Consider the following 21,689-nt stretch of genomic DNA (forward strand, 5'->3'; position numbering starts at 1 on the left):
TTTGGTGTTGCTCCACAGTTCTGCCCGGGACCTGCTTTCGGCGTCGTTCCGTGATGCGGTGGTTGCCGCGTCCGGGCTCGACGTCGAAAGCGTGCGCCTGGACGCGTTCCCGGCCGGCGGACCCGAAGGATTCATCCTCCACGGCGATGCCGGGTCCGGAGGTCCCTGGGACCTCCGGCTCGGCATCCCCGAGGGGGCGCGGGTTGTCGCCCACGGGCACAGCGCGGCGTTCTGGGCGGAAGACGTCCAGTTCGGCGAACTGCATCTTGAGTGCACGACGCCGGCCCGGCTGTCCGTTGAGGCAAGTCCCGAAGGGCGGCAGCTCGCCCTGTCCGGCGAAGGGGGCAGCGTGCAGGTCCGCCTGCACCTTGACGGCTTCCTGCTGAAGGACCGCGGCATCGGACGCCCGGGCCTGAACTGGCTCCGGCACGACTCCGGGCGCTCGTTCAACTACCTGCTGGACCGGGCCGATCGAAGCAGCCGGGCGGACCGTTCCGACGGGGCAGGCGCGGCAGCAGCCGGAAAGCTCCTGGTGGTCTTCTCGGCCATCGGCGCCGAATACGACTTCACCTTCAACTACCGGGCATCCCTGGAGCAGAGCCGCCTGTCGAAAGCGTTCATCATGGATGACTTCGGCCGGCAAGGGTCGTATTACTGGATGGACCACGGCGACGACTCGATCTTCCAGGAGACCCAGGGCCTGCTCGCGGCGCTTGTCGAAGACCTCGGCGTCGCCCTCGAGGACGTCATGTTCGCCGGTTCCTCGAAGGGCGCCACCGCGGCGCTGCTGCACGGCGTCACCCTGGGTGTCGGGAAGGTGCTGCTGGGCGCCCCCCAGTACCGGGTGGGGGACTACCTGTTCCATGCCGCCCCGCAGATCCTGGACTTCATGACGGGCGGAGCCACGGAGGAGCACCGGCGGTTCCTCAACGACAAGGCCAGGGACATCCTCGCCAACGGACACCGCAACACCGCCATCCGCGTGGCGGTGGGTTCCGCCGACCATCACCTGGCCTCCCACGTGGAACCGCTCCTGGAGGATGCCCGCGCTGCCGGTTACGAACCGGCCAGCCTCGTGCTTCCGGGCCTGCCCCACAGCGAGATCGGCCAGGTCTTTAAGCACCTGCTGTCCGCCGAAGTTGCCGACTTCGAACAGCGCAGCGGGCAGGAGCCCCTGCCGTATGCGTTGACCCGTAGCCCGGGGTCGGTCAGGCTCCAATGCTGGCCGGGGAACGGAGAGACCCTCGCGGTCCACCTGTTCGGCAAGGCAGGCATCCTCGAACAGCGTCCGCCGAGCGCTGACACGGACTTCACCTTCGCGCTCCCCGACGAGGAAGGCCAGGTGCGCGCCCGGGTCTTCCGGCGGGCGGCGTCCGGGTCCACCGTCCGTGCCTTCACCACGCACTGGGTCTAGCTCCGTCCGGACAGGAGATTGTGGAATTGCAACGTCGAACGTTGGGACGGCGGCGCTTCGTGGCGCTCGCCGGGCTGGGCACGGTGGCGGCTCTTTCGGCCAGCGGGTGCACATCCTCTGACCCCACGGCCCCGCAGGCCGTCCCGAGCAACGCGTCCCTGCTCGATGCCTTCCTCGCACGCCGCGGCGGGCCGATCGGTACCAACGGGCAGACGGCCATCGCGTTCCGCTGCGACCACCACCTGAACAAGTTCGTCAGCAACGTGCTGCCCCTCCACCGGAAGTACTCGATCCCGGTGACGGTCGCCACCCTGTCCCGGATGGCCGCCGTCGAACGCGGACCGAACGGCAGCGATACGGTGACGTTCGCGCAGCTCCAGCAGCACGCGCTGGAGAACGGCTTTGAGATCGGAAACCACAGCGCCACCCACCGGGACGCGGACTCCGAGCCGCGCCTGCGCGAGGAGATCGCGGACGCCCGCCGCTCCCTGGCACAGTCCCTGCCGAAACTCCCCATCGAACTGTTCATCCCGCCCGGAGTCGGCGGCACGAACTACATGGGGTTCAACGGCGGCGCCACGCTGTCCGCATTCTCGGAAAGTCCCGCGGGGCGGCTCATCATGGAGCAGCACGCCCTGTCGACCGGAACCATACGCGGCTTCTGGTCCATGACGGGCGAACCGCTGGCCAACCTGGGCCGCGGCCACATCTCCTTCGAGAGCCTCGACGCGATAAGCCGCGGACGGGGTTACGTGCAGCTCGCCCGCCGCCAACGGCAGGGTGCCTGCTTCATGTACCACCCCAGCGGCCTCAACGCGGCCGAGCTTGTTGCCCTCGAAGGGTTCTTCGAATGGTGCGCATCGGAACGGGACGCCGGGCGACTCGAGATCCTCACGGTGGGTGGCCTGTTGACCGCACGGATCGACAGCGCAGTCCGGCACGACCTGCTGGCGGCTCCCGGAGTCGGCGGACCCGCCTGGGATGGCTGGAACGTGCCGGCCGAACAGTGGACCCTGCTGCAGGAGGACGGCCGGGACGTCGCGCGCAGCCGCACGCCCACCGCCGTCCTGAGCCGGGACTGTCCGCTTGGCCGCCACGCCGGTTCGCCGCGGCAATTGCGCGTCTTCCTGCGCACCCTCCGGGGTTGCCGGGTGAGGTTGCAGGTGTTCGACGCCGGATCGCCGGAGGGCCTGAACGTCACCAAGGATGTGGTGTTGCGAGGATCGCCCGGGTTCGTTCCCGTCGAGCAGTACCTCACGCTCCCGCTGACGGGAACCGAGACCCTGCGCGTCAGCATCACTGCAACCACGGGCGGAGGTGACATCGATGTCCGGCAGCCTGAACTCCTCGCAGCATGAGCGCGGCCCGGCCGCTCCCAAGAGGGTGCTCCGCAGGACGGTGCTGTCGCTTGGCATCGCACTGGGTACAGGGACGGCACTCACCCGCTCCACGGACGCACCAGGGCCGGGACGCGCGGCAGCCGACCCCAATTCCGTCGCGGACCAGCCATCAGCCGACCCCGGGTCAGTCCTTGACGCTCCAGCCCAGCGGCCAGGTCCCTCGATGCCCACGAAGTCGCTCGAGACAGCGCACGGCAAGGCTGTCGCCCTGACCACGAGGATGGCCAAGTCCTCCGCACCGCTCCGGCGCTACCGGAACGTGTTCATGGGAGATCCGGACGTCACCGCAGCGTTCTTCCGGAACGGGCAGGGCGTCCTGAAGGTCGCGGCATCCGCGGCGGGCCTGAGCGGGCAGCTCCAGATCCTCGACGCCGCCACCGGCGTCAGGGAGAAACAGATCAACCCGTTCCCCGGCAACGGCGGCGGCGTCGGAGCAATCGCGTTTGACGCCTCACGCGCCACCCTGTTCGCCTTCGGCGCCGAAAACATCGTCCAGCAGGTATCCGCCTCCGGCGCGGTCTCCGTCGGATACAGCACTGCGAAGGGCACAACCAACGCATCCTTCGCCGTCGCAACCGACTCGAAGGGGCGTATCTGGAACGGCAACTATCCCTCGGGCAACGCCACGCGCTTCGACCCCGCCCGCGGATCCACCCTCAATACCGGCCGGCTCCGCGCCGACACGCAGTACGTCCGCTCGCTGGCCATCGATTCCTCGGACACGGTGTACGCAGGGACAGGTGCCAGTAAGCCGTCCATTTTCAGCTGGGACACGGACAGCCCCGGCACAGTGCGCGAGATTCCCCTGCCCTGGAGGATTCCCACGGGTTTCGTGCGGCGCATCGAATCCCACGCCGACCTCCTCTTTGTGTACGTCGTCGGACCGGACGGCAAGACGATCTTCAGCGTGTACCGCACGTCAACGGGGAAGTGGCTGACACCTCCTTGGAAGTGGCTGCCGTCCGGAATGGTGACTGCCTCGTCGGACGACAATTCCGAGGTCTACGCCGTCTGGAGCGGCGCGGGCTCCCACCGGCTGATGCGCATTGACGCCCGGACGCTGGAAGCCGACTTCGTTGGCCTCGTTCCGGGGCCGCCGGAAGCGATGGAGTTCGAGGCGTCCGGCGGCCGGAACTACCTGAACTTGCTGTGCGGAAGCGGCAAGGGCTTCCGGGTTGCCGGGATTTCGGTCGACAGCGGCCGCACCGTCCGGGACGTGCCGGCCGAACTCGCGCCGCGCGTCTTCAAGCTGCAAAGCCTCACAGCCCCGGCCGGCAACAAGGTGTATTTTGGCGGCTACCTCGGCGACGGAATCGGCAGCCTCGACCTCATGACCCGCCGGACCTGGCGCTCCGGCCCCGCGGTAGGCATCCGCCAGATCGAAGGGATGCTGGCCTACGACGCCAGGACGATCTACCTCGGCTCCTACACGGGAGGGGTCATCTTCCGCTTCAATCCCGTCACAGGGTCGGTCAAGAAGCTCATCGAACTGCGGGACAAGTACCTGCAATCCCGGCCCATCGCGTGGACCACCGCAGGAGGCCGCGTTGTCGCCGGGACCATCCCGGACTACGGCCGCAGCGGCGGCGCCCTCGTCCTCATCAATCCCGCCGACGACTCGACCCGCGTGATCGTGGACCCGGTTCCGGGGCAGTCCATCCTGGGACTTGTCGGTGACGGCGACGTCGTCTACGGCACCACCGGAATCAAGGGCGGCCACGGAGCACCGAACGATGCCACCCCGGCACACGTCTTCGCCTGGAACGTCGCACGGGGGAGGATGCTGTGGAAGCAGGCGCTCCCGGGGGAAGTGGAGATCAACAGCCCCCTCCTGGTGCGCGGCGGGCTCTACGTGAGCACCAGCAACGGGGTAGTCCAGCTGGGCAAGGACGACGGCACTCCGCTGGCCACGTATCGGCTCCTTGAGCGTTGGGCCGCGGCGAAATACCGCACGAGCACCATCGAGGCCCTTCCGGGGAGCAACCGGATTGTGCACCTTTGCGGCGGCACCGTGACCCTGCTGGATCTTGGCCGAAAAACGCGTACTGAGATCCTGCGCGGTACTTACTCGGATTTGGCCGTCGGAAAGCAGAACAAACTGCTCCTCGTCGACGACGGCACGGACATCGTCGAGGTCACCGCGGGCGCCTAGTCCCCGTCCCGGCGAGGGCTGGAGCACTTCCCCTGGCCTCCTGGGGTAGCCCTGCCCCAGGAAGCGGGGGCACCCAGCGGAAGCCGTCCGTCCACGCGTCTTCCGGCCGCTACTCAGGACACGGCGCAGGACCGAGTAGTCGGCCTCCTCCGGACATTCCGAATTGAGTACTATTCACCCCATTTCCCGCACGAGGGACCGTACAAAGTGGAGTACACACTACTCGTGACGGGCCTTCGCCGCGGCGGCTCAAATGGAGCATGGCCGGTCCCCAAGACCGGCTTCTGGTCCCTGGGGGTCTCGGTATGTGCGGTCTCTTCAATCCTGCTGTGCCCGTTCCGCGCCACGCGTCGACGGAGCTGCTGCCATGAGCGCCGGGAAGCTGATCCGGCGGAGGTCCGTACTGTCACTCGCCGTGGTGCTGGGAGCCAGCGCCGGGATCGGGCTACCGCTCGCTGGAACGGTTCCGGCCGCGGCGCAGTCCCTCGCGACCAGCTTCGGGCAACGGGTTCCGCTCACCGCCGTCGGCACGGAACAGTCCCGCCTGCTGCGCAGGTACCGGAACGTCTTCCTGGGCGTCCCGCAGGTGACCGCCAGGTTTTTCCGCACGGGCGCCGGCGTACTCAAGATCGCCGGAGGAAGCCCGGGCCTGGCGGACCAGCTCCAAATCCTCGACGCCGCCTCGGGAGTCCGGGAGGCATCCCTGGTGCCGTTTCCGGGGAACGGGGGCGGCGTAGGGAATTCCGCGATCGATGCCGGAACCGGGGACCTGCTGGCCTTCGGCGCGGACAACACGGTCAAACGGGTCACTGCCTCCGGAACCATTTCGGACGCCTATGACACGGCGCCCCTCTCTACCTACTCGTCGTTCGCCGTCGCCGTCGACTCCAAAGGCGGAGTCTGGAACGGCAACTATCCCACGGGAAACACCACACGCTTCGATCCGCTGACCCGCACGACTGAAGAGACCCCGCGTGTCCGCCCCGACACCCAGTACGTCCGGGCGCTAGCGATCGACGGTTCCGACAACGTCTTTGCCGGAACCGGCTCCCAGAACCCGAGCCTGTTCACCTGGCATGCGGACACACCGGAACGGATCCGGGAGATCCCCCTGCCCGATGCCAAGGCGTCAGGGTTCGTGGAACGCCTCGATGCCCATGCCGATGTGCTCTTTGCCTATTACGACGGCGCCGACGGAAACCAGAAGTTCAAGGCCTACCGGATCTCCACAGGCACGTGGCTCACACTGCCGTGGACCTGGATCCCTTCGGCGCGCACCTCGGCTTCGGCGCCCGGCTCCTTCGAGGCCTACGCCGTTTGGAACACCGCGGGGGCCCACAAGCTCATGCAGATCGACACCAGGACCATGGAAGCGACCTACGTGTGCCTTGTCCCGGACACCGCGCGGGCCATGGACGTCGAGGTATCCGGAACTGACACCTTCGTGAACATCCTCTGCGGCAGCGACGGGGAGTACCGCTCCGTACGGGTCTCCGTCACCGCGCAAGCAGTCCTTTCGGATGTGGCGGCCGACTTCGCCGCCCAGACCTTCAAAGTGCAAGGGCTCCTGGCCTCCGCGAGCGAAAACAAGGTCTACTTCGGCGGCTACCGTGGCGACGGCGTCGGGAGCGTCGACCTCTCCACCTGGGCCACCTGGAGGTCGCCGCTGGGGAGCGGGATCGGACAGATCGAAGGGATCCTCGAATACGACGCTTCCACGATCTACATCGGCTCCTACACCGGCGGCGTGTTGTTCCGCTTCAACCCCGTCACGACGACGATCAAGCAGCTGGCCGAGCTTCGGAAAGCCTATTTCCAGTCGAGGCCGATCTGCTGGGCCCAGGCCGGCGGCAGGGTGGTGGCCGGGACCATCCCGGATTACGGGCGGAACGGCGGGGCGCTCGCCATCCTGAACCCGGCCGACGACGCCGACATCAAAGTGGTGCCGGCACCGGTGGCCGGACAGTCGGTGCTGGGCCTGGTCGGCGAGGGCGACATCGTGTACGGAACCACCGGGATCATGGGCGGACAGGGCGCGAGCAACGACACCAAACCCGCCCATGTCTTCGCCTGGGACGTGGTTCAGGGCCGGCTCCTGTGGGCCCGTCCTTTCACCGGCGAGGTGGAGATCAACAGCCCGATCCTGGTCAACGGGATCCTGTACGTGAGCACGAACAACGGGGTGATCCGGCTCAACAAGGCCAGCGGTTCGCCGGTGGCGACCTACCAGCTCCTCAACCGTTCCGTCGGCCCAGGGTACAAGACCAGCACCATCAAGTACCTTCCCAAGGCTAGCGGCATCCTCCACATGAGCGGTGGCACCGTGACGCTGCTGGACCCCTACTGGCAAACCCGGAAGGAAATACTGAGGGGCGCCTACAGCGAGATGACGGTCAGCAAGGACGGCCGGCTGTTCGTCGTCGAGGACGGCACCAACATCGCCGAAGTCGACACCGTGCAACGGCCGACCATCCGCTCGGCCGCAGACCTGGTCTCGGTGGGGCCCACCGGCGGGTTGAGTGTCTGCCGTTCCCTCGGCAACGGAAAATTCGGCGACCCGATTCGTGCGGACTCCGGGTTCGGCGGCTATGTGCGGTCCGCGCACGTGGTGGACTGGAACCGCGACGGCATCTTCGACGTCCTGACAAGCCACAGCGACGGGTCCCTCCAATTGCACCGCGGCCTGCCGCGCGGCGGCTTCATGCCGCCGACGGTCCTGGCGAAAACAGGCTGGGGGACCGTCACCCTTACCGTGGGAGTCTGGGGCGCCACCCTGTCCGTCCTCGCGATGGATCCGGCCAGCGGCATCCTGCGCGCCTGGCCGGTCCTCAGCACGGGCGCCCTGGGAGCGCCGTACACCATCGGCACCGGGTGGAAAGGCCGGAAGTTCGTCCTCATGGTCCCCTCGCGGTCCACCAGTTCGTGCCTCATCGTCAACCAGGGCGGCTCGCTCTACCGGTACTCCCGCGTGTACGGCGGCAAGGTCACCACGGCCCCTGTCCGGCTCAGCGTCGGCGGATTCCTGGCCATGACTGCTTTCTCGCCTCTGAGCGGACACCGCCCGGACCTCAACGGAATCGGTTGGATCGACGCCAACGGCGCCGTTAAGTACACGGACGTCGCGCCCGGCTCGGTCGGCGCCAACATCAGCTACCCGTTCCTCCTGAAAGGCAACAAACTGGCAAGCAGCTGACGCCCCGGTTGCCCTCCGCCGGACCAGGGTCCCCCCTGTTGCCTCACCGAAACGAGGGCTAGCCTATAACCAAACGCTCAACGGACGTCAAGCATGCTGGGTGCAGTGTCAGGGGAGCTCATGCACGGTGGTCTCATACCCTTCAGCCGTCGGCGGGCAATGCAGGTTCTTGCGGGCCAGCTTGCGGCTACCCCTGTGCTCTTGACGGGACCCGGTTCCGCGCACGCGGCCGAGTCACCGGCACCGTTCCCCTTCGTGTACAACCAAACGCTCCTCGAGGCGTTCATTGCGCGCCGCGGCGGAGCAATCGGGACGGCGGGGCGCGCTGCAGTTGCCTTCCGCTGCGACCATCACCTGAACCGGTTCAAGGCCGAGCTCCTGCCCCTGCACCGGAAGTACGCGATTCCGGTGACCATTGCCGCGATGTCGCAGATGACGGCTGTCGAAAAAGGCCCCGGCGGAAGTGAACTGATGCCCTTCCCGCTTCTGCAGAAGAGCGCGCTCGAGAACGGCTTCGAGATAGCGAACCACAGCGCCACGCATCGCGACGCCGCCTCGGACCTGCGCCTCACGGAGGAAATCGTGGAGTCCCATTGGTCCCTGGCGCGCTCGCTGCCCAAGCTGCCGATCGAACTGTTCGTCCCCCCGGGGGTCGGCGGCACGAACTACCGGGGGTTCGACGGCGGCGCAAGCTGGTCGTCCTTCCAGAAGCACCTGGCCGGCCGCCTCATCACCCAGCAGCATGCGCTGTCCACCGGGTACATGCCCGGGTACTGGTCCATGACGGGACAGCCGCTGCTCAACATGGGCCGCAGCCACATCCGGATCGATGACGCGGCCGTTGCCTGGCGCGGAAAGGACTTCGTCAAAGCCGCACGCAGGCAGCATAAGGGCGTCTGCTTCATGTACCACCCCAGCGCCCTCGACGCCGCCGGGCTTGCCGCCGTCGAAAACCTCTTCGCCTGGTGCGCGGCCGAAAGGGACGCCGGCCGGCTGGACATCCTCACCGTGGGAGGCCTCATGCTCGCGCGGATCGACAGCCCGTCCCGGCATGATCTCCTGGGCGGGGACGAAGGGTTCAGGAACGGTTGGAACGGCTGGAACGGTTCGTCCGCGAAATGGTCCCTCCGTGCGGAGCAGGGCGGGTACTACGCGCGAAGGGGAGCGGCCTCGACCGCGCTTTCCAAGGACTGCCCGCTTGGCGCGTACGCAGGTTCCACCCGGCAGCTGCGGATGTCCGTGCGATCCGGCACCGGGGTGCGGCTCAAGCTCGAGGTATTCGACGTCGAATCGCCGGCGCGGTTCAGCACTGCCAGGACTTTCACCGTGCGGGGCTCGGCGGCCTTCAGCCCGCTGCATCAGTACGTCACCCTGCCCATGACAGGGACGCAGGCCGTCCGGGTCCGGCTCACCCCCGTTTCCGGCGGCGAACTACTGGTCCAGGCACCGCAACTGCTGGCGGCCTAAGACAGGAGACGGCGAGGTAGGGAAGACATGAACGACGACGAAGTCCACGGCACCAATCCCCCGCACATCCGCAGACGGTCCGTCCTGTCCCTTGCCGTCGTCCTGGGAGCAGGTGCAGGGCTCGGGAGACTCGCAACGAGTGCAGCCCCGGCGTCGGCTCAGTCCCTCGACACCGCGTTCGGCGCCAGCGTCGGGCTGACCACCGTCGGAACGGAACCCTCAGCCGTGCTGAGACGGTACCGCAACGTCTTCTCCAGCATTCCGCAGGTCAATGCCACCTTCTTCCGGACAAACACCGGCATCCTGAAAATTGCCGCCGGTAGCGCCGGGCTGACTGACCAACTGCAGATCATCGATGCCGCCTCTGGCGTCCGGGAACTGTCGCTCGTGCCCTTCCCCGGCAGCGGCGGGGGCGTGGGGAAGACGGCGGTTGAAGCCGGGACGGGAGCCCTGCTGGCCTTCGGGGCGGACGACATCGTCAAGCGGGTCACCGTCTCCGGGACCGTCTCCGACGCCTATCAGACGGCACCGCTGTCGAGCAATGCGGCCTTCGCGGTCGCTGTCGACTCGCGGGACCGGGTGTGGAACGGAAACTATCCCACGGGGAACACCACCCGCTACGACCCCCGGACCGGCACAACGTTCCATACCGACAGGGTCCGCCCTGACACCCAGTATGTGCGGTCCCTCGCCATCGATGACTCGGGCCGGGTCTATGCGGGAACCGGTTCGCAGAACCCCACCGTGTTCACCTGGCACACGGACAGCCCTGAGCAGGCCAGGGAAATCCCGCTCCCGGACGCCCGGTCCAGCGGATTCGTCCACCGCATCGATGCCCATGGTGACGTCCTGTTCGTCTATTTCGACGGCGCCGACGGAATGCTCCGGTTTGAGGCCTACCGGACCTCCAGCGGCACCTGGCTGACCCGCCCCTGGGACTGGATGCCCTCCGCGATGACCAGCGGTTCGGCGCCCGGTACCCTTGAGGCCTACGCCGTGTGGAACACCGTGGGTGTCCACAAGCTGATGCGGATCGACACCAGGACTTTGGAAGCCTCGTATGTCTGCCTTGTCCCGGATACTGCCCGGGCGATCGACGTCGAAGTCTCGGACACGGACACCTTTGTCAACGTCCTGTGCGGGAGTGACGGGCAGTACCGCTGCGTCCGGGTTTCCGTCGGCAGCCAGTCGGTCATCCGGGACGTCGTGCCCGACTTCGCCGCCCAGACCTTCAAACTGCAGGCGCTCATGGCGTCCCAGTCCGAAGACAAGATCTATTTCGGCGGCTACACGGGCGACGGCATCGGAAGCGTCGGGATCACCTCGCGAACCGTCTGGCGGTCGCCGCTGGGTAGCGGGATCGCGCAGATCGAAGGCATGTTTGAGTACGACGCGTCCACGATCTACGTCGGTTCCTACACAGGCGGTGTGTTGCTGCGCTTCAATCCGGTGACCCAGACAGACACGAAGCTCATCGAGCTGCGCTACCCCTACTACCAGTCGCGGCCGATCTGCTGGGCTGCCGCCGGCGGGAGGGTGGTCGCCGGAACGATCCCGGATTACGGGCGAAACGGCGGGGCACTCGCCATCCTCAACCCGGCCAACGACGCCGACATCAAGGTGGTGTCCGGACCGGTGGCCGGGCAGTCGGTGCTCGGCCTGGTCGGTGAGGGCGACATCGTCTACGGAACAACGGGAATCATGGGCGGACTGGGTTCGAACAACGACACCAAGCCCGCCCATGTCTTTGCCTGGAACGTTGCGCAAGGGCGCCTGCTCTGGGCACGACCCTTCACCGGCGAGGTGGAAATCAACAGCCCGATCATGGTCAACGGGATCCTCTATGTGAGCACGAACAACGGAGTGATCAGGATCAACAAGACCAGCGGCTCGCCGGTGGCGACGTACCAGCTTCTCTACCGCACCGCCGCGCCCGGATTCAGGACCAGCACCATCAAATACCTTCCCAAGGCCAGCAGCATCGTCCACATGAGCGGGGGAACGGTGACCGTCCTGGACCCCTTCCGCCAAACCCGGAAGGAAGTCCTCCGCGGCGCGTACACGGAAATGGTGGTCAACAAACAGGGCCGCATGTTCTTCGTTGAAGACACCACGAACATCGTCGAAGTCGACGCGGTGCAGCGGCCCACGATCCGCACCACCGCGGACTTGGTGTCCGTGGGGCCCAACGGCTGGCTGAATGTGTGCAGGTCCCTGGGAGACGGTAGGTTCGGCAATCCGATCCGCGCGGATTCCGCGTACGGCGGCTACGTGCGGTCCTCCCACGTGGTGGACTGGAACGGCGACGGCACCCTCGACGTCCTGACGAACCACAGCGACGGGACATTGCAGCTCCACCGGGGCCTCCCGAACGGCGGATTCATGCCGCCGACGGTCGTGGGGCAATCAGGCTGGGCCGCCGTCGACCTTACCGTGGGAATCTGGGGCACGTCCCTGTCGGTCCTCGCGCTGGACGCCAGCGGGACCCTGCGGGCCTGGCCGGTCCTCAGTTCCGGCGCCCTGGGGACACCGGCAACGATCGGCACAGGCTGGCAGGGCAGGAACTTCGTCCTCATGGTTCCCTCAAGGTCCACGGGCACGTCCCTCATCGTCAACCAGGGCGGTTCGCTCTACCGCTACTCGCGCGTGTACGGCGGCAAGGTCACCACCACGCCGGTCCGGCTGAGCACCGGCGGGTTCTCGGCCATGACGGCATTTTCACCCGTCTACGGCCACCGGCCGGACCTCAACGGAATCGTCTGGATCGACGCCAACGGAGCCGTCAAATACACCGACATTGCGCCAAGCTCGGTTGGCAGCACCCTCAGCTACCCGTTCATCCTCAAGAGCCACAAGTTCGCGAGCACCTGAGCCTAGGCGGACACCGCAGGCCCCGCCGGGGCCACCGCAGGCAACGGACCCCCGGCAAGGGGACCGCCCCATCCGGCGAGGACCATGTCGACGAACGGATTCAGCACCGTCCGGTAGGGCATGTTGTGCCCCTCGGCGAAGCGTTCGACGACGATCCTCACCGTGCCGTCCGCCGAAACCCCCGAGCGGGGCTCCATGCCGAGGGCGGCCGCGAAGGGGCCCAGGTGGTTTTCGAGGTGGTGCGGGTCGTCGTCGTTCTGGACGTACAGGACCTGGTGTTCAAGCTGCGGCGCCGCCGCGTACGCGGCAGCCAGGTCGCACCGCGCCCCGAGGCCCGTGAGCTGCTTCTCGGACGCGAACTCGGGGTAAAGCCGTTTGGTGTAGTTCCGCACCGACTTGAGCCAGTACTTCCGGACGTTTGTCTGCGGGTTGAAGACCAGGGCGCGGCTTCCCGGGGTCCTGGCCGCCAGGGCGAGGGAGGCGAACCCGCCGCCCGAGCCGCCCATGAAGACGATCTTCCTGGCCCCGAGCTGCCGGGCGGCCCGTTTCACCAGTTCGGCGTACCGTTCGGTGAGGTCGTCCGCGGCGCTCCCGGTGAACCAAGCGAGTTCGAGGTCGTCGTGTGGCTCGAGTGCGGTGTCGGCCAGGAACATCAGGTTCTCGGGCCGGCCTTCCAGCGTGGCAAGCCATTCGAACCGGGGGAGGCTGTACTTTTCCCGGTTCAGTGCGCCGTGGCTGATCACCAGCAGGGTGTCCGAGCCGTTGTTCTGGATGAGGCTGCACAGGCCGTAGGACTGTCCGGCGGCCGGCGCTACACGGTGGTGGGTCCGGCCTTCCCTCGAGGCGTCGAAGTCATCGAGTCCGGCCCACACAAGGATGGGTGCCTTGTGCCGCTCGTCGTGGGCAGGAAAGGCTTGTGCAGGGACGACGGCGGCGGGAACGGCAGGGGGCTCAGTGAGCTCGCCCGGCAGGCGGCTGAGCAGTTCTTCTGCGACTTCGCGGTAGACGGCGTCGTGCAGGTTGTAGGGGGCCGGGCCCCATTGGTGGGTGCGTGAGGTCCACGTCCTGGAGTGCGTCAGCACCTGGACGCCGCGGTCGCGCAGGTAGGAGGCGTAGCGGGAGAACCTGGCGTTTGCCTCGTCCGAGGAAAGGCCGAAAGGCAGCTCCGCGTCGAGGCCGTTTTCGTCGGTGTGCGCCCACGCGAGATCCAGGACGTAGGTGCGCAGGAGGAGCGCTTTCCTCGCCAGGAAGCCGGTGAACCTTTCCGCCGCTTCGCGCCACAGCCCGAAGTGTTCGTCGGTGCCGAACGGGATGGTGCGCATCGCGCCGGAGCCGGCAGAGACGTGTTTGATCCGCTCGGGGGAACGGGTCAGGTATGTCCCGTCGCTGAGGCGGTCCACCCCGAACCGTTCGTCGAAAAGATCCCACAGCACCAGATCGATGCCCGGCAGGCGGGCCTCGACGTCGTTCCGCAGGGAAGAAGCGATGTCGGCCTGCAGGACGCGCACCGCAGCCGGGCGCGCCGCGGAGTCCGCCAACGCCATACGGCTGGGCCCGCCCATCGCGCTGATCAGCGATTGGCGGGAAACCAGGCCCGCCTGCTGAACGGCGCCGGCGGGAAAATGGTCAACTATGGCGGAGGCAGGGCCTCCGCCATAGGAGAAGACTTTCAGGGGGCGCATCAATCAGACGCGCACGGCTTCGTCGAGTTCGGAGGTGCCGAATTCTTCGATGCGGCTGCCGATGCTCAGCATTTCCGCGATCGCGGCAACCGTCCGCTCGGAGGCCTTGCCGTCACCGTAGGGGTTGACGGCGTTGGCCATCGCGTCGAAGTGGGCCTCGTCGTGCAGGAGGCGGTCCACCTCGGCAACGATCCGGTCTTCGTCGGTTCCGATCAGGGACACCGTTCCGGCGGCAACGGCCTCGGGGCGCTCGGTGTTGTCGCGCATCACGAGCACCGGCTTGCCCAGGCTCGGAGCTTCTTCCTGGACTCCGCCGGAGTCGGTCAGGACAATGTGGGCGAGGGAGAGCATGCGGGTGAATTCACCGTAGGCCAGCGGCTCGGTGACCACCACGTTGTCCTTGCCTTCGAGGGCGGGGAGCACGGCTTCACGCACCACCGGGTTCTTGTGGGCGGGCAGCACGATCACCATGTCGGGTTCGGCGTCGGCGATCCGGGCCAGGGCGCGCCCGACGCCGCGCATCGCGTCGCCCTGGTTTTCGCGGCGGTGGGTGGTGACCAGGAGGATCTTCCGGCCGCTGGCTGCGAGCTCTTCAAGCTGCGGGTCCGTGAAGGGAATCTGCTTCCCGACCGTGGTCAGGAGGGCATCGATGACGGAGTTGCCGGTGACAACGATGTCCTCGGCGGTGACGCCCTCGGCAAGAAGGTTGGCCTTGCTGACGCTCGTCGGCGCCAGGTGGAGGCTCGCGATCTGGCTGGTGATCTTGCGGTTCGCTTCTTCCGGGAAGGGCGAGAAGAGGTCGCCGCTGCGCAGGCCGGCCTCGACATGGACCACGGGGATCCCGTGGTAGAAGGCAGCGATTGCGCCGGCGGTCGACGTCGTGGTGTCACCCTGGACAACCACCGCGTCGGGCTTGTTGTCGGCGAAGAGCTTGTCCAGTCCGTCGATGGTCCGCGTCATGATCGCGGACAGGGACTGACGCTGCTGGAGGATGTTGAGGTCGTGGTCGGGGACGATCCCGAACAGTTCGTTGACCTGGTCGAGCATTTCCCGGTGCTGGCCTGTTACGGTGACCACGCAATCGAAAATGTCCGACTGCTGCAGGGCCGCAACGATGGGTGCCATCTTGATGGCTTCGGGCCTGGTGCCGAAAATGGGCATGACAGTGGGCATTGCTTCCCCCGGTTTTCGAATAAATTGACAACATCCTGAATATTACTTGACATCCCCCTGTGACAAGGAATGCGCAAGCAGACGCAGGATGAACGGCGGGCGCCGTTTTGCGGCTATCTGATGAACAGCAAGGCCAGGACCAGCGCCGGGACCGCGACCGTCGTCGCGGCGACCAAGGCCAAGGCGACGAGGCGCTTGCGGCCAAAGGTGCTGGGCCGCCGTTCCGGCTTCGCCGCGCGGTTTCCAGCCTGCGGCTGCGGGACCGGAAAGTCGACGAACAAGCTCTCCGGAATGTCCGAACGGAAGCGCCTCCGGTGCAGGTGCCGGGGTGCTGAAAGGGGCTCCGTTGCACTGTCTTTCGAGGTGTCCAGCGGCTGCTCCTTTCGCGTCCGATTCCGTAAAGGTCCGCAACGAGTCTAGCCGGGAGCGGCGCCGGATGCCCGCACGGGGGCCGTTCCGGGGTGCCCTCAGCGGCACTCCGGGCGCAGAATCGCGTCCACCAAACCGGCTTCTTCGATGACGAAACGCCGCAGCCATTGCAGTGAATCCAGGGCCGGTTCCGACGCCACCATGTGGACATCTGCAGAGGTGCATTGCCGCATCAAAGTCCCCGCCCGCAGCGCGTGGTAGGAGGACGTCACGACGGCCACCGACTGCCATCCGTTCTCCTTCGCCAGCTTCCCGACGGCGGCCGCCTCGCCGCGCGTGTCCATGCCTTCCGGCCGGAAACAGATCAGGGATTGCTGCGGGAAGGACGCCGTGTTGCAGAGCGCATCGATGGAGGCGTTTCCGGGTGTGTCGGTCCAGGAGAGGACGAGCACCGGTGCCGCACCCCGGCCAGCCTGTGCTGTTTCCAGGGCCTGCGCCGCTGGCAGCCGTTCGCCGCTGCTGCCGCCCAGGACGACGATGGCATCGACGGGCGGGGGAGCCGGGGTCGACACAAGGCAGAAAAGCTGGAGGGATACCGCAAACCACAGAACAAAGAGGCCTGCCGCGCCGGCTGAGAGATACCTCAGCGGCCTCCTGTTCTTCTGTTGCACCCTGCAAGTCTAGAAGCAGCCTGCAAGTCTGGAAGCAGCCCGCCCGGGCCTCCGCCCGCTCGTTGAATGTCGGCCCGAGCGACTAGCGTAGAAGCGTGCCGGAAAAAGAACTGACTGTCGCCGATCTCTCGGAGGGCGGGCTCCTCGCCCGGATCTTCCCGCGCCTCGAGTCGAGCAGCAGCGTCCTGCTGGGACCAGGTGACGACGCCGCCGTCGTCGCGGCCCCGGACGGACGTGCCGTCATCTCCATCGACACCCAGACCCAGGACCAGGACTTCCGACTGGCCTGGAACAACGGCTACCGCACCACCGGGTACGACGTCGGGTGGAAATCCGCCGCCCAGAACCTCAGCGACATCAACGCCATGGGAGGAACCGCCACTTCCCTCGTCGTCAGCCTGACCATGCCCGGCGAAACCCCGGTGTCCTGGGTGGAGGACTTCGCCGACGGGCTCACCGCCGGGATCGCCGGGCTTGGCGCCTCCGACTGCTCGGTGGCCGGCGGGGACCTCGGGCGGGGGCGGGAGATCGCGGTGACAGTCGCCGTCGTCGGAACGCTGCACGGCCAGGCCCCGGTGCTCCGCTCCGGAGCGCAGCCGGGGGACACCCTCGCACTCGCCGGGACCCTCGGCCGCGCGGCCGCCGGCCTGGCGCTGCTGGAAAGCACGGTGCCGCTCGGATCCCTCACGCCGGAGCAGCGGGAACTCGTGGACCGCCAATGCCGCCCGCTGCCGCCGCTGGCCGCCGGTCCGCGGGCAGCGGCAGCCGGGGCCACCGCCATGATGGACGTTTCGGACGGATTGATGCGCGACGGCGGCCGCCTCGCCGCAGCCAGCGGCGTCATCCTGGACCTTGATCCGATCGCCCTCAAATCCCAGGCCCATGCCCTCGAACCCGCGGCTTCGCTGCTGGACACCGACCCCATGGACTGGGTGCTTGGCGGGGGAGAGGACCACGGCCTCCTGGCGGCATTTCCGGCCGGAGTTAAGCTCCCGGAGCCCTTCACTGCGGTAGGCTCAGTCAGGGCCGCTGCCGGGGGAGAACGCGTTGGCGTCCGGATAGCCGGGGAGTCCGCCGATACCGTGGGATGGGATCACTTTGCAGACTAAGATCGCCGCCAATGTGCATGCAATGAAGCGCTGGCTGGGCAAGGCGGAGACTACTCTCGGCAACCACAGCGACCGCATCAACGCCATCAACATCTTCCCGGTGGCCGACGGCGACACCGGCACCAACCTGTACCTCACCGTGCGGGCCGCCACCGCGGCCCTGAGCGGTGTGGAAGCGAAGGAACCCCGGAGCTCCGAAGGCGGCCAGGCCAAGCCGGAACCGGCCAAGCCGGAACAGGCCAACGACGTCGGCGCGGTGCTGGCAGCGGCCGGACGCGCGGCGATGGAGCAGGCCCGGGGCAATTCGGGCACCCTTTTCGCTGTCTTCCTGTGCGCGATGGCCGAGCCTTTGGCCGGGCACAGCAGGCTCAGCGCCCCGTTGCTCGCCGCAGCCCTGCACCGCGCACAGATCCGCTCCTGGTCGGCCCTGAGCGAACCCGTGTCCGGAACCATGCTGTCCGTGCTCGAAGCCGCCGCGCAGGCGGCCGGTGAGGTGGACGCCGCCCAGAACGGGGACGACAGCAACCAGGCCCTCGGCCTTGCCCTTGACGCTGCCGTGGACGCCGCGGTCCGGGCCGTCGTGCGCACCGAGGAGCAGTTGGCGCCCCTGCACGAAGCGCACGTCGTGGATGCCGGCGGTGTCGGCATGCTCCTGGTGCTGGACTGCCTGCGCTCTGCCGTGCTGGGCGAGGAACTGCAGGACGAACTGCTGGACGGGCTGCACGGCTACGACGTCCAGGACCCGCACATCCACACCGGACTCCCCGACGACGAGGGCGTGGAAGTCATGTGCACCATCGAACTGTCACCGCTCGCCGCCGCCACGCTCCGGCAGAAACTCGACGAACTGGGCGACTCCGTCATCATGAGCCAGGTGGGCAGCGTTGCCGGGCCCGGCAGCCACGACGGCGACGAGCATGATGACGACGACGCCGACGGCATCGAGGCAAGCTACCGTTGGCGGGTCCACGTTCACGTCCCCGAAGCCGGCCCCGCAGTGGAGGCCATCCGCGCCCTGGGGGAGCCGAGCGACATTTCCGTCAGCCAGCTGGCCCTGCCCCGTGACTCCGACGCCGGCCCGGACGCGGCCTCCGCCGCCCTGGAAAGCTTCCACCCGCATGAGTCCTGAGCTGGCACCCCCCGAACTGGGCCTGCCGCTGGACCGGAGGATCGGCAAGCGTTCGGCCTCTGTGATCACCAAGCACCTCGGCCTGGAAACCGTTGGCGAACTGCTGAATTACTTCCCCCGCCGCTACCTCACCCGCGGCGAGCTCACGCCCATCGCGCAGCTCCCCCTCGACGAGGAAGCCACCCTGGTGGCCCGGGTCATCTCGAACAACACCCGGCAGATGCGCGCCCGCCGCGGCTCGCTCACCGATGTGGTGGTGACCGACGACGCCGGCGGGAACCGCACCGGAGTAGCCGTCGCGGCGTCCGCGGGGCCCGGAACCCTGAAGATCAGTTTCTTCAACGGTTTCCGCGCGCGCAGCGAACTGCAGCCCGGACGCCGGGCCATGTTCTCCGGGAAGGTCACCCGCTACGGCGGCGCCCTGGGCATGACCAACCCTGACTTCATGCTGCTGGACGAAGACCCGGAGGCTGCCGGGAGCCTGGATCCGGAGAAGCTCGCGGCAATGCCCATCCCGGTCTATCCGGCCACGGCCAAACTCACCAGCTGGTCGATCCACAAGGTCATCACCACACTGCTGGACACCCTCGACCTCGACCGGATCGAAGACCCGCTGCCGGCCGCCATCGTGGACCGGGAAGGTTTTGCCGACATCGGCCGGGCCTACCAGCTGATCCATTCCCCCGAAACGGCCATGGACTGGAAGCACGCCCGGGGGCGCTTCCGCTACCAGGAAGCGCTGGTGCTGCAGACGGCCCTCGCCCGGCGCCGCGCACAGCTGGCGGCCGAAGAGGCCACGGCGCGCCGTCCGGTGACGGACGGGCTGCTTGCCGCGTTCGATCGCCAGCTGCCGTTCACCCTGACGGCCGGCCAGGCCGCCGTCGGGAAGACGCTGTCACAGGAACTGGCCCAGAACTCGCCGATGAACCGCCTGCTCCAGGGCGAGGTGGGCTCCGGCAAGACGATCGTGGCCCTGCGCGCCATGCTGCAGGTGGTCGACGCCGGCGGGCAGGCCGCGCTGCTGGCTCCCACAGAGGTCCTCGCCGCCCAGCATTACGAATCGATCCGCCGCACCCTGGGGCCGCTGGCCCGGGACGGGATGTTCGGCGGCGCCGGGATGCTCGGCCAGGAGCCCGGTGCGGCTTCGGTCCAAGTGACGCTGCTGACCGGCTCCATGCCCACCGCCGCGCGCAAGCAGGCCATGCTGGACGCCGCGTCCGGGAACGCCGGCATCGTGATCGGCACCCACGCGCTGCTCAGCGACAAAACCAGCTTCCAGGACCTCGGCCTGATCGTGGTGGACGAACAACACCGCTTCGGCGTCGAACAGCGCGACGCCCTCCGTGCCAAGGCAAGCCGCCCGCCGCATCTGCTGGTCATGACCGCCACCCCCATCCCGCGCACGGTGGCGATGACCGTGTTCGGCGACCTCGAAACCTCCGTCCTCGACGAGCTGCCCGCTGGCCGGGCCCCGATCAGCACCCACTTGGTGGGCCTGGCCGAGAATCCCGGCTGGGCCACGCGGATCTGGGCCCGCTCCCGCGAGGAGATCGACGCCGGGCACCAGGTGTACGTGGTGTGTCCCAAGATCGGCACCGACGACGACGGCGACTTCACCCCGGGCGAAGACGAACCCGTCTACCTGCCCGACGGCAGCCCGGACCCGCTGGCAGAGGACGGTGCCGCGCGCGAGCTGGCCTCCGTGACCGCCGTCGTCGAAGGGCTGCGGCAGGAGGATGCCCTGCGGGGTGTCCGGATCGAACCGCTGCACGGCCGCCAGGACCCGGTGCTCAAATCGGAAACCATGGCCTCGTTCGTGGCGAACGAGACCCAGGTGCTGGTCTCCACCACGGTGATCGAGGTGGGCGTGGACGTGCACAACGCCACGCTGATGGTGATCCTCGACGCCGACCGCTTCGGCATTTCCCAGCTGCACCAGCTGCGCGGCAGGGTGGGCCGTGGCGGGCTGCCCGGAACGTGCCTGCTGGTCACCACCCTGGAGCCCGGGCATCCGAGCCGGCGCCGCCTGGACGCCGTCGCCGCCACGACGGACGGCTTCGAGCTGTCCCAGGAAGACCTCAAGCTGCGACGCGAAGGCGACATCCTCGGCGCCTCGCAATCCGGCGGCCGGTCCACGCTCAAACTGCTCAGGGTCCTGGAACACGGGGACGTGATCGAGCGTGCACGCACCGATGCCCAGCGGCTGGTGGTCGACGACCCGGAACTGCGCCGGCACGAGCCCCTTGCAGCCGCGATCGACGCATACCTCAACCCCGAGAAGGAGGCGTTCCTTGAACGCGGATAGCCTGCACGCGGATAGCTTGAACCCCGTTCGCGCGATGCCCGTGGAGGGGCGCCGTTGAGCCGGATCATCGCCGGTGCCGCCGGCGGCAACCCGTTGCAGAGCGTGCCCGGAAGCGCCACCCGGCCCACCACGGACCGCGTCAAGGAAGCCCTGTTTTCGCGCCTTGAAGCCTTGGGCGTGATCGACGACGCCCGTGCGCTGGATCTCTATGCGGGCTCGGGGGCGCTCGGACTCGAGGCAGCCAGCAGGGGCGCCGCCTCGGCGGAGCTCGTGGAATTCGATGCCCGCGCCTCGGCCGTGTGCCAGCGCAACGCCGACATCGTCAACCAGGCGCTGGCGCGCAAGACCGTCTCCGTCCACCGGTCCAAGGTGGAGTCCTTCCTGGAAAGGGCCGCGGAGGACACCCTTTGGGACCTGGTGTTCCTGGACCCGCCCTACCCGCTGGACGAACCGTCGCTGCAGGCTGTCCTGGCGAAGCTCGCCGGGCACCTCGACGACGGCGCCGTGGTCGTCGTCGAGCGTTCCTCCCGCTCGCCCGAACCTGACTGGCCGGACACCCTCGAGCGCTTCGCCGGGAAGAAGTACGGCGAAACGATGCTCTGGTTCGCAGAGCCTGCCTGAGCCACCCAACTAGCTCGCAGTTGTTGTCGTTTTCAGGCGTCGAAACGACAACAACTGCCAGTTAGACAATATGAATCGGGGCGGCTCGTCCGGGGTTGTTCATTGTCGCCGGACCGGTCCCGCCGCGCCGGCT

At 67.6% G+C, this 21,689-nt stretch carries 14 protein-coding genes; 10 read left to right on the forward strand and 4 right to left on the reverse strand.

All coding sequences use genetic code 11. The features are described from left to right. Positions 1–4 precede the first annotated feature (4 nt). From D3654_RS04995 to D3654_RS05020, 6 genes are all read left to right on the forward strand, one after another. Positions 5–1,414 carry a hypothetical protein gene (locus D3654_RS04995; RefSeq protein WP_162943620.1) on the forward strand — a complete coding sequence of 470 codons (1,410 nt, stop codon included), beginning with the start codon at positions 5–7 and terminating at the stop codon, positions 1,412–1,414. Between the two features lie 26 nt (positions 1,415–1,440). Next, positions 1,441–2,772 (forward strand): polysaccharide deacetylase family protein, encoded by a 1,332-nt coding sequence (locus D3654_RS05000; protein WP_162943621.1) that lies wholly within the window; start codon positions 1,441–1,443, stop codon positions 2,770–2,772. Continuing rightward, positions 2,741–4,966 (forward strand): outer membrane protein assembly factor BamB family protein, encoded by a 2,226-nt coding sequence (locus D3654_RS05005; RefSeq protein ID WP_120520424.1) that lies wholly within the window; start codon positions 2,741–2,743, stop codon positions 4,964–4,966. Before D3654_RS05000 ends, D3654_RS05005 begins: the two co-directional genes overlap by 32 nt. Positions 4,967–5,333: 367 nt before the next feature. Then, the gene (locus tag D3654_RS05010) at positions 5,334–8,159 is read left to right on the forward strand and encodes an FG-GAP-like repeat-containing protein (RefSeq protein ID WP_162943622.1); all 2,826 of its coding nucleotides are present in this window, start codon (positions 5,334–5,336) and stop codon (positions 8,157–8,159) included. A gap of 201 nt (positions 8,160–8,360) precedes the next feature. After that, positions 8,361–9,626, forward strand: a complete 1,266-nt coding sequence (locus D3654_RS05015) for a polysaccharide deacetylase family protein (protein WP_162943623.1) — start codon at positions 8,361–8,363, stop codon at positions 9,624–9,626. A gap of 27 nt (positions 9,627–9,653) precedes the next feature. Further along, complete coding sequence (locus tag D3654_RS05020; RefSeq protein WP_120520427.1) at positions 9,654–12,497, forward strand: FG-GAP-like repeat-containing protein; 2,844 nt, start codon at positions 9,654–9,656, stop codon at positions 12,495–12,497. A gap of 2 nt (positions 12,498–12,499) precedes the next feature. Here D3654_RS05020 and D3654_RS05025 read toward each other — a convergent pair whose 3' ends face one another. The 4 genes from D3654_RS05025 to D3654_RS05035 all read right to left on the reverse strand — a co-directional run bounded on the left by D3654_RS05025 (position 12,500) and on the right by D3654_RS05035 (position 16,392). After that, a complete protein-coding gene (locus tag D3654_RS05025) occupies positions 12,500–14,179 on the reverse strand; it encodes a DUF6270 domain-containing protein (protein ID WP_120520428.1) in 1,680 nt (559 codons plus the stop codon). A gap of 3 nt (positions 14,180–14,182) precedes the next feature. Continuing rightward, positions 14,183–15,352, reverse strand: a complete 1,170-nt coding sequence (gene wecB, locus D3654_RS05030; protein ID WP_120520429.1) for a non-hydrolyzing UDP-N-acetylglucosamine 2-epimerase — start codon at positions 15,350–15,352, stop codon at positions 14,183–14,185. A 113-nt stretch (positions 15,353–15,465) separates the two neighbouring features. After that, the gene (locus tag D3654_RS20375; protein ID WP_162943624.1) at positions 15,466–15,633 is read right to left on the reverse strand and encodes a hypothetical protein; all 168 of its coding nucleotides are present in this window, start codon (positions 15,631–15,633) and stop codon (positions 15,466–15,468) included. A gap of 186 nt (positions 15,634–15,819) precedes the next feature. Next, positions 15,820–16,392: a YdcF family protein gene (locus D3654_RS05035; RefSeq protein WP_120520430.1), complete on the reverse strand. Its 573-nt coding sequence runs from the start codon at positions 16,390–16,392 to the stop codon at positions 15,820–15,822. Between the two features lie 95 nt (positions 16,393–16,487). Between D3654_RS05035 and D3654_RS05040 the strand changes: the two genes are divergently transcribed. Genes D3654_RS05040 through rsmD form a run of 4 tightly spaced genes read left to right on the forward strand, consistent with a single transcriptional unit; the run spans position 16,488 to position 21,556 of the window. Then, positions 16,488–17,501 carry a thiamine-phosphate kinase gene (locus tag D3654_RS05040; protein WP_120520431.1) on the forward strand — a complete coding sequence of 338 codons (1,014 nt, stop codon included), beginning with the start codon at positions 16,488–16,490 and terminating at the stop codon, positions 17,499–17,501. 22 nt (positions 17,502–17,523) lie between these two features. Next, positions 17,524–18,630 (forward strand): DAK2 domain-containing protein, encoded by a 1,107-nt coding sequence (locus tag D3654_RS05045; RefSeq protein WP_120520432.1) that lies wholly within the window; start codon positions 17,524–17,526, stop codon positions 18,628–18,630. Beyond that, the gene (locus D3654_RS05050) at positions 18,620–20,935 is read left to right on the forward strand and encodes an ATP-dependent DNA helicase RecG (RefSeq protein WP_120520433.1); all 2,316 of its coding nucleotides are present in this window, start codon (positions 18,620–18,622) and stop codon (positions 20,933–20,935) included. The genes D3654_RS05045 and D3654_RS05050 overlap by 11 nt, the downstream gene beginning before the upstream one ends. Before the next feature lie 54 nt (positions 20,936–20,989). Beyond that, complete coding sequence (gene rsmD, locus D3654_RS05055; RefSeq protein WP_120520434.1) at positions 20,990–21,556, forward strand: 16S rRNA (guanine(966)-N(2))-methyltransferase RsmD; 567 nt, start codon at positions 20,990–20,992, stop codon at positions 21,554–21,556. Positions 21,557–21,689 lie beyond the last annotated feature (133 nt).

Source organism: Arthrobacter celericrescens (assembly GCF_003614925.1).
Taxonomy (GTDB): Bacteria; Actinomycetota; Actinomycetes; order Actinomycetales; family Micrococcaceae; genus Arthrobacter; species Arthrobacter celericrescens.

Bases quoted from the DNA above. Each gene is read 5' to 3' on its own strand.
- D3654_RS05005 (WP_120520424.1), top strand. From the start codon at position 2,741: ATGTCCGGCAGCCTGAACTCCTCGCAGCATGAGCGCGGCCCGGCCGCT.
- D3654_RS05010 (WP_162943622.1), top strand. From the start codon at position 5,334: ATGAGCGCCGGGAAGCTGATCCGGCGGAGGTCCGTACTGTCACTCGCC.
- D3654_RS05020 (WP_120520427.1), top strand. From the start codon at position 9,654: ATGAACGACGACGAAGTCCACGGCACCAATCCCCCGCACATCCGCAGA.
- D3654_RS05025 (WP_120520428.1), bottom strand. From the start codon at position 14,179: ATGCGCCCCCTGAAAGTCTTCTCCTATGGCGGAGGCCCTGCCTCCGCC.
- wecB (WP_120520429.1), bottom strand. From the start codon at position 15,352: ATGCCCACTGTCATGCCCATTTTCGGCACCAGGCCCGAAGCCATCAAG.
- D3654_RS05045 (WP_120520432.1), top strand. From the start codon at position 17,524: ATGAAGCGCTGGCTGGGCAAGGCGGAGACTACTCTCGGCAACCACAGC.
- D3654_RS05050 (WP_120520433.1), top strand. From the start codon at position 18,620: ATGAGTCCTGAGCTGGCACCCCCCGAACTGGGCCTGCCGCTGGACCGG.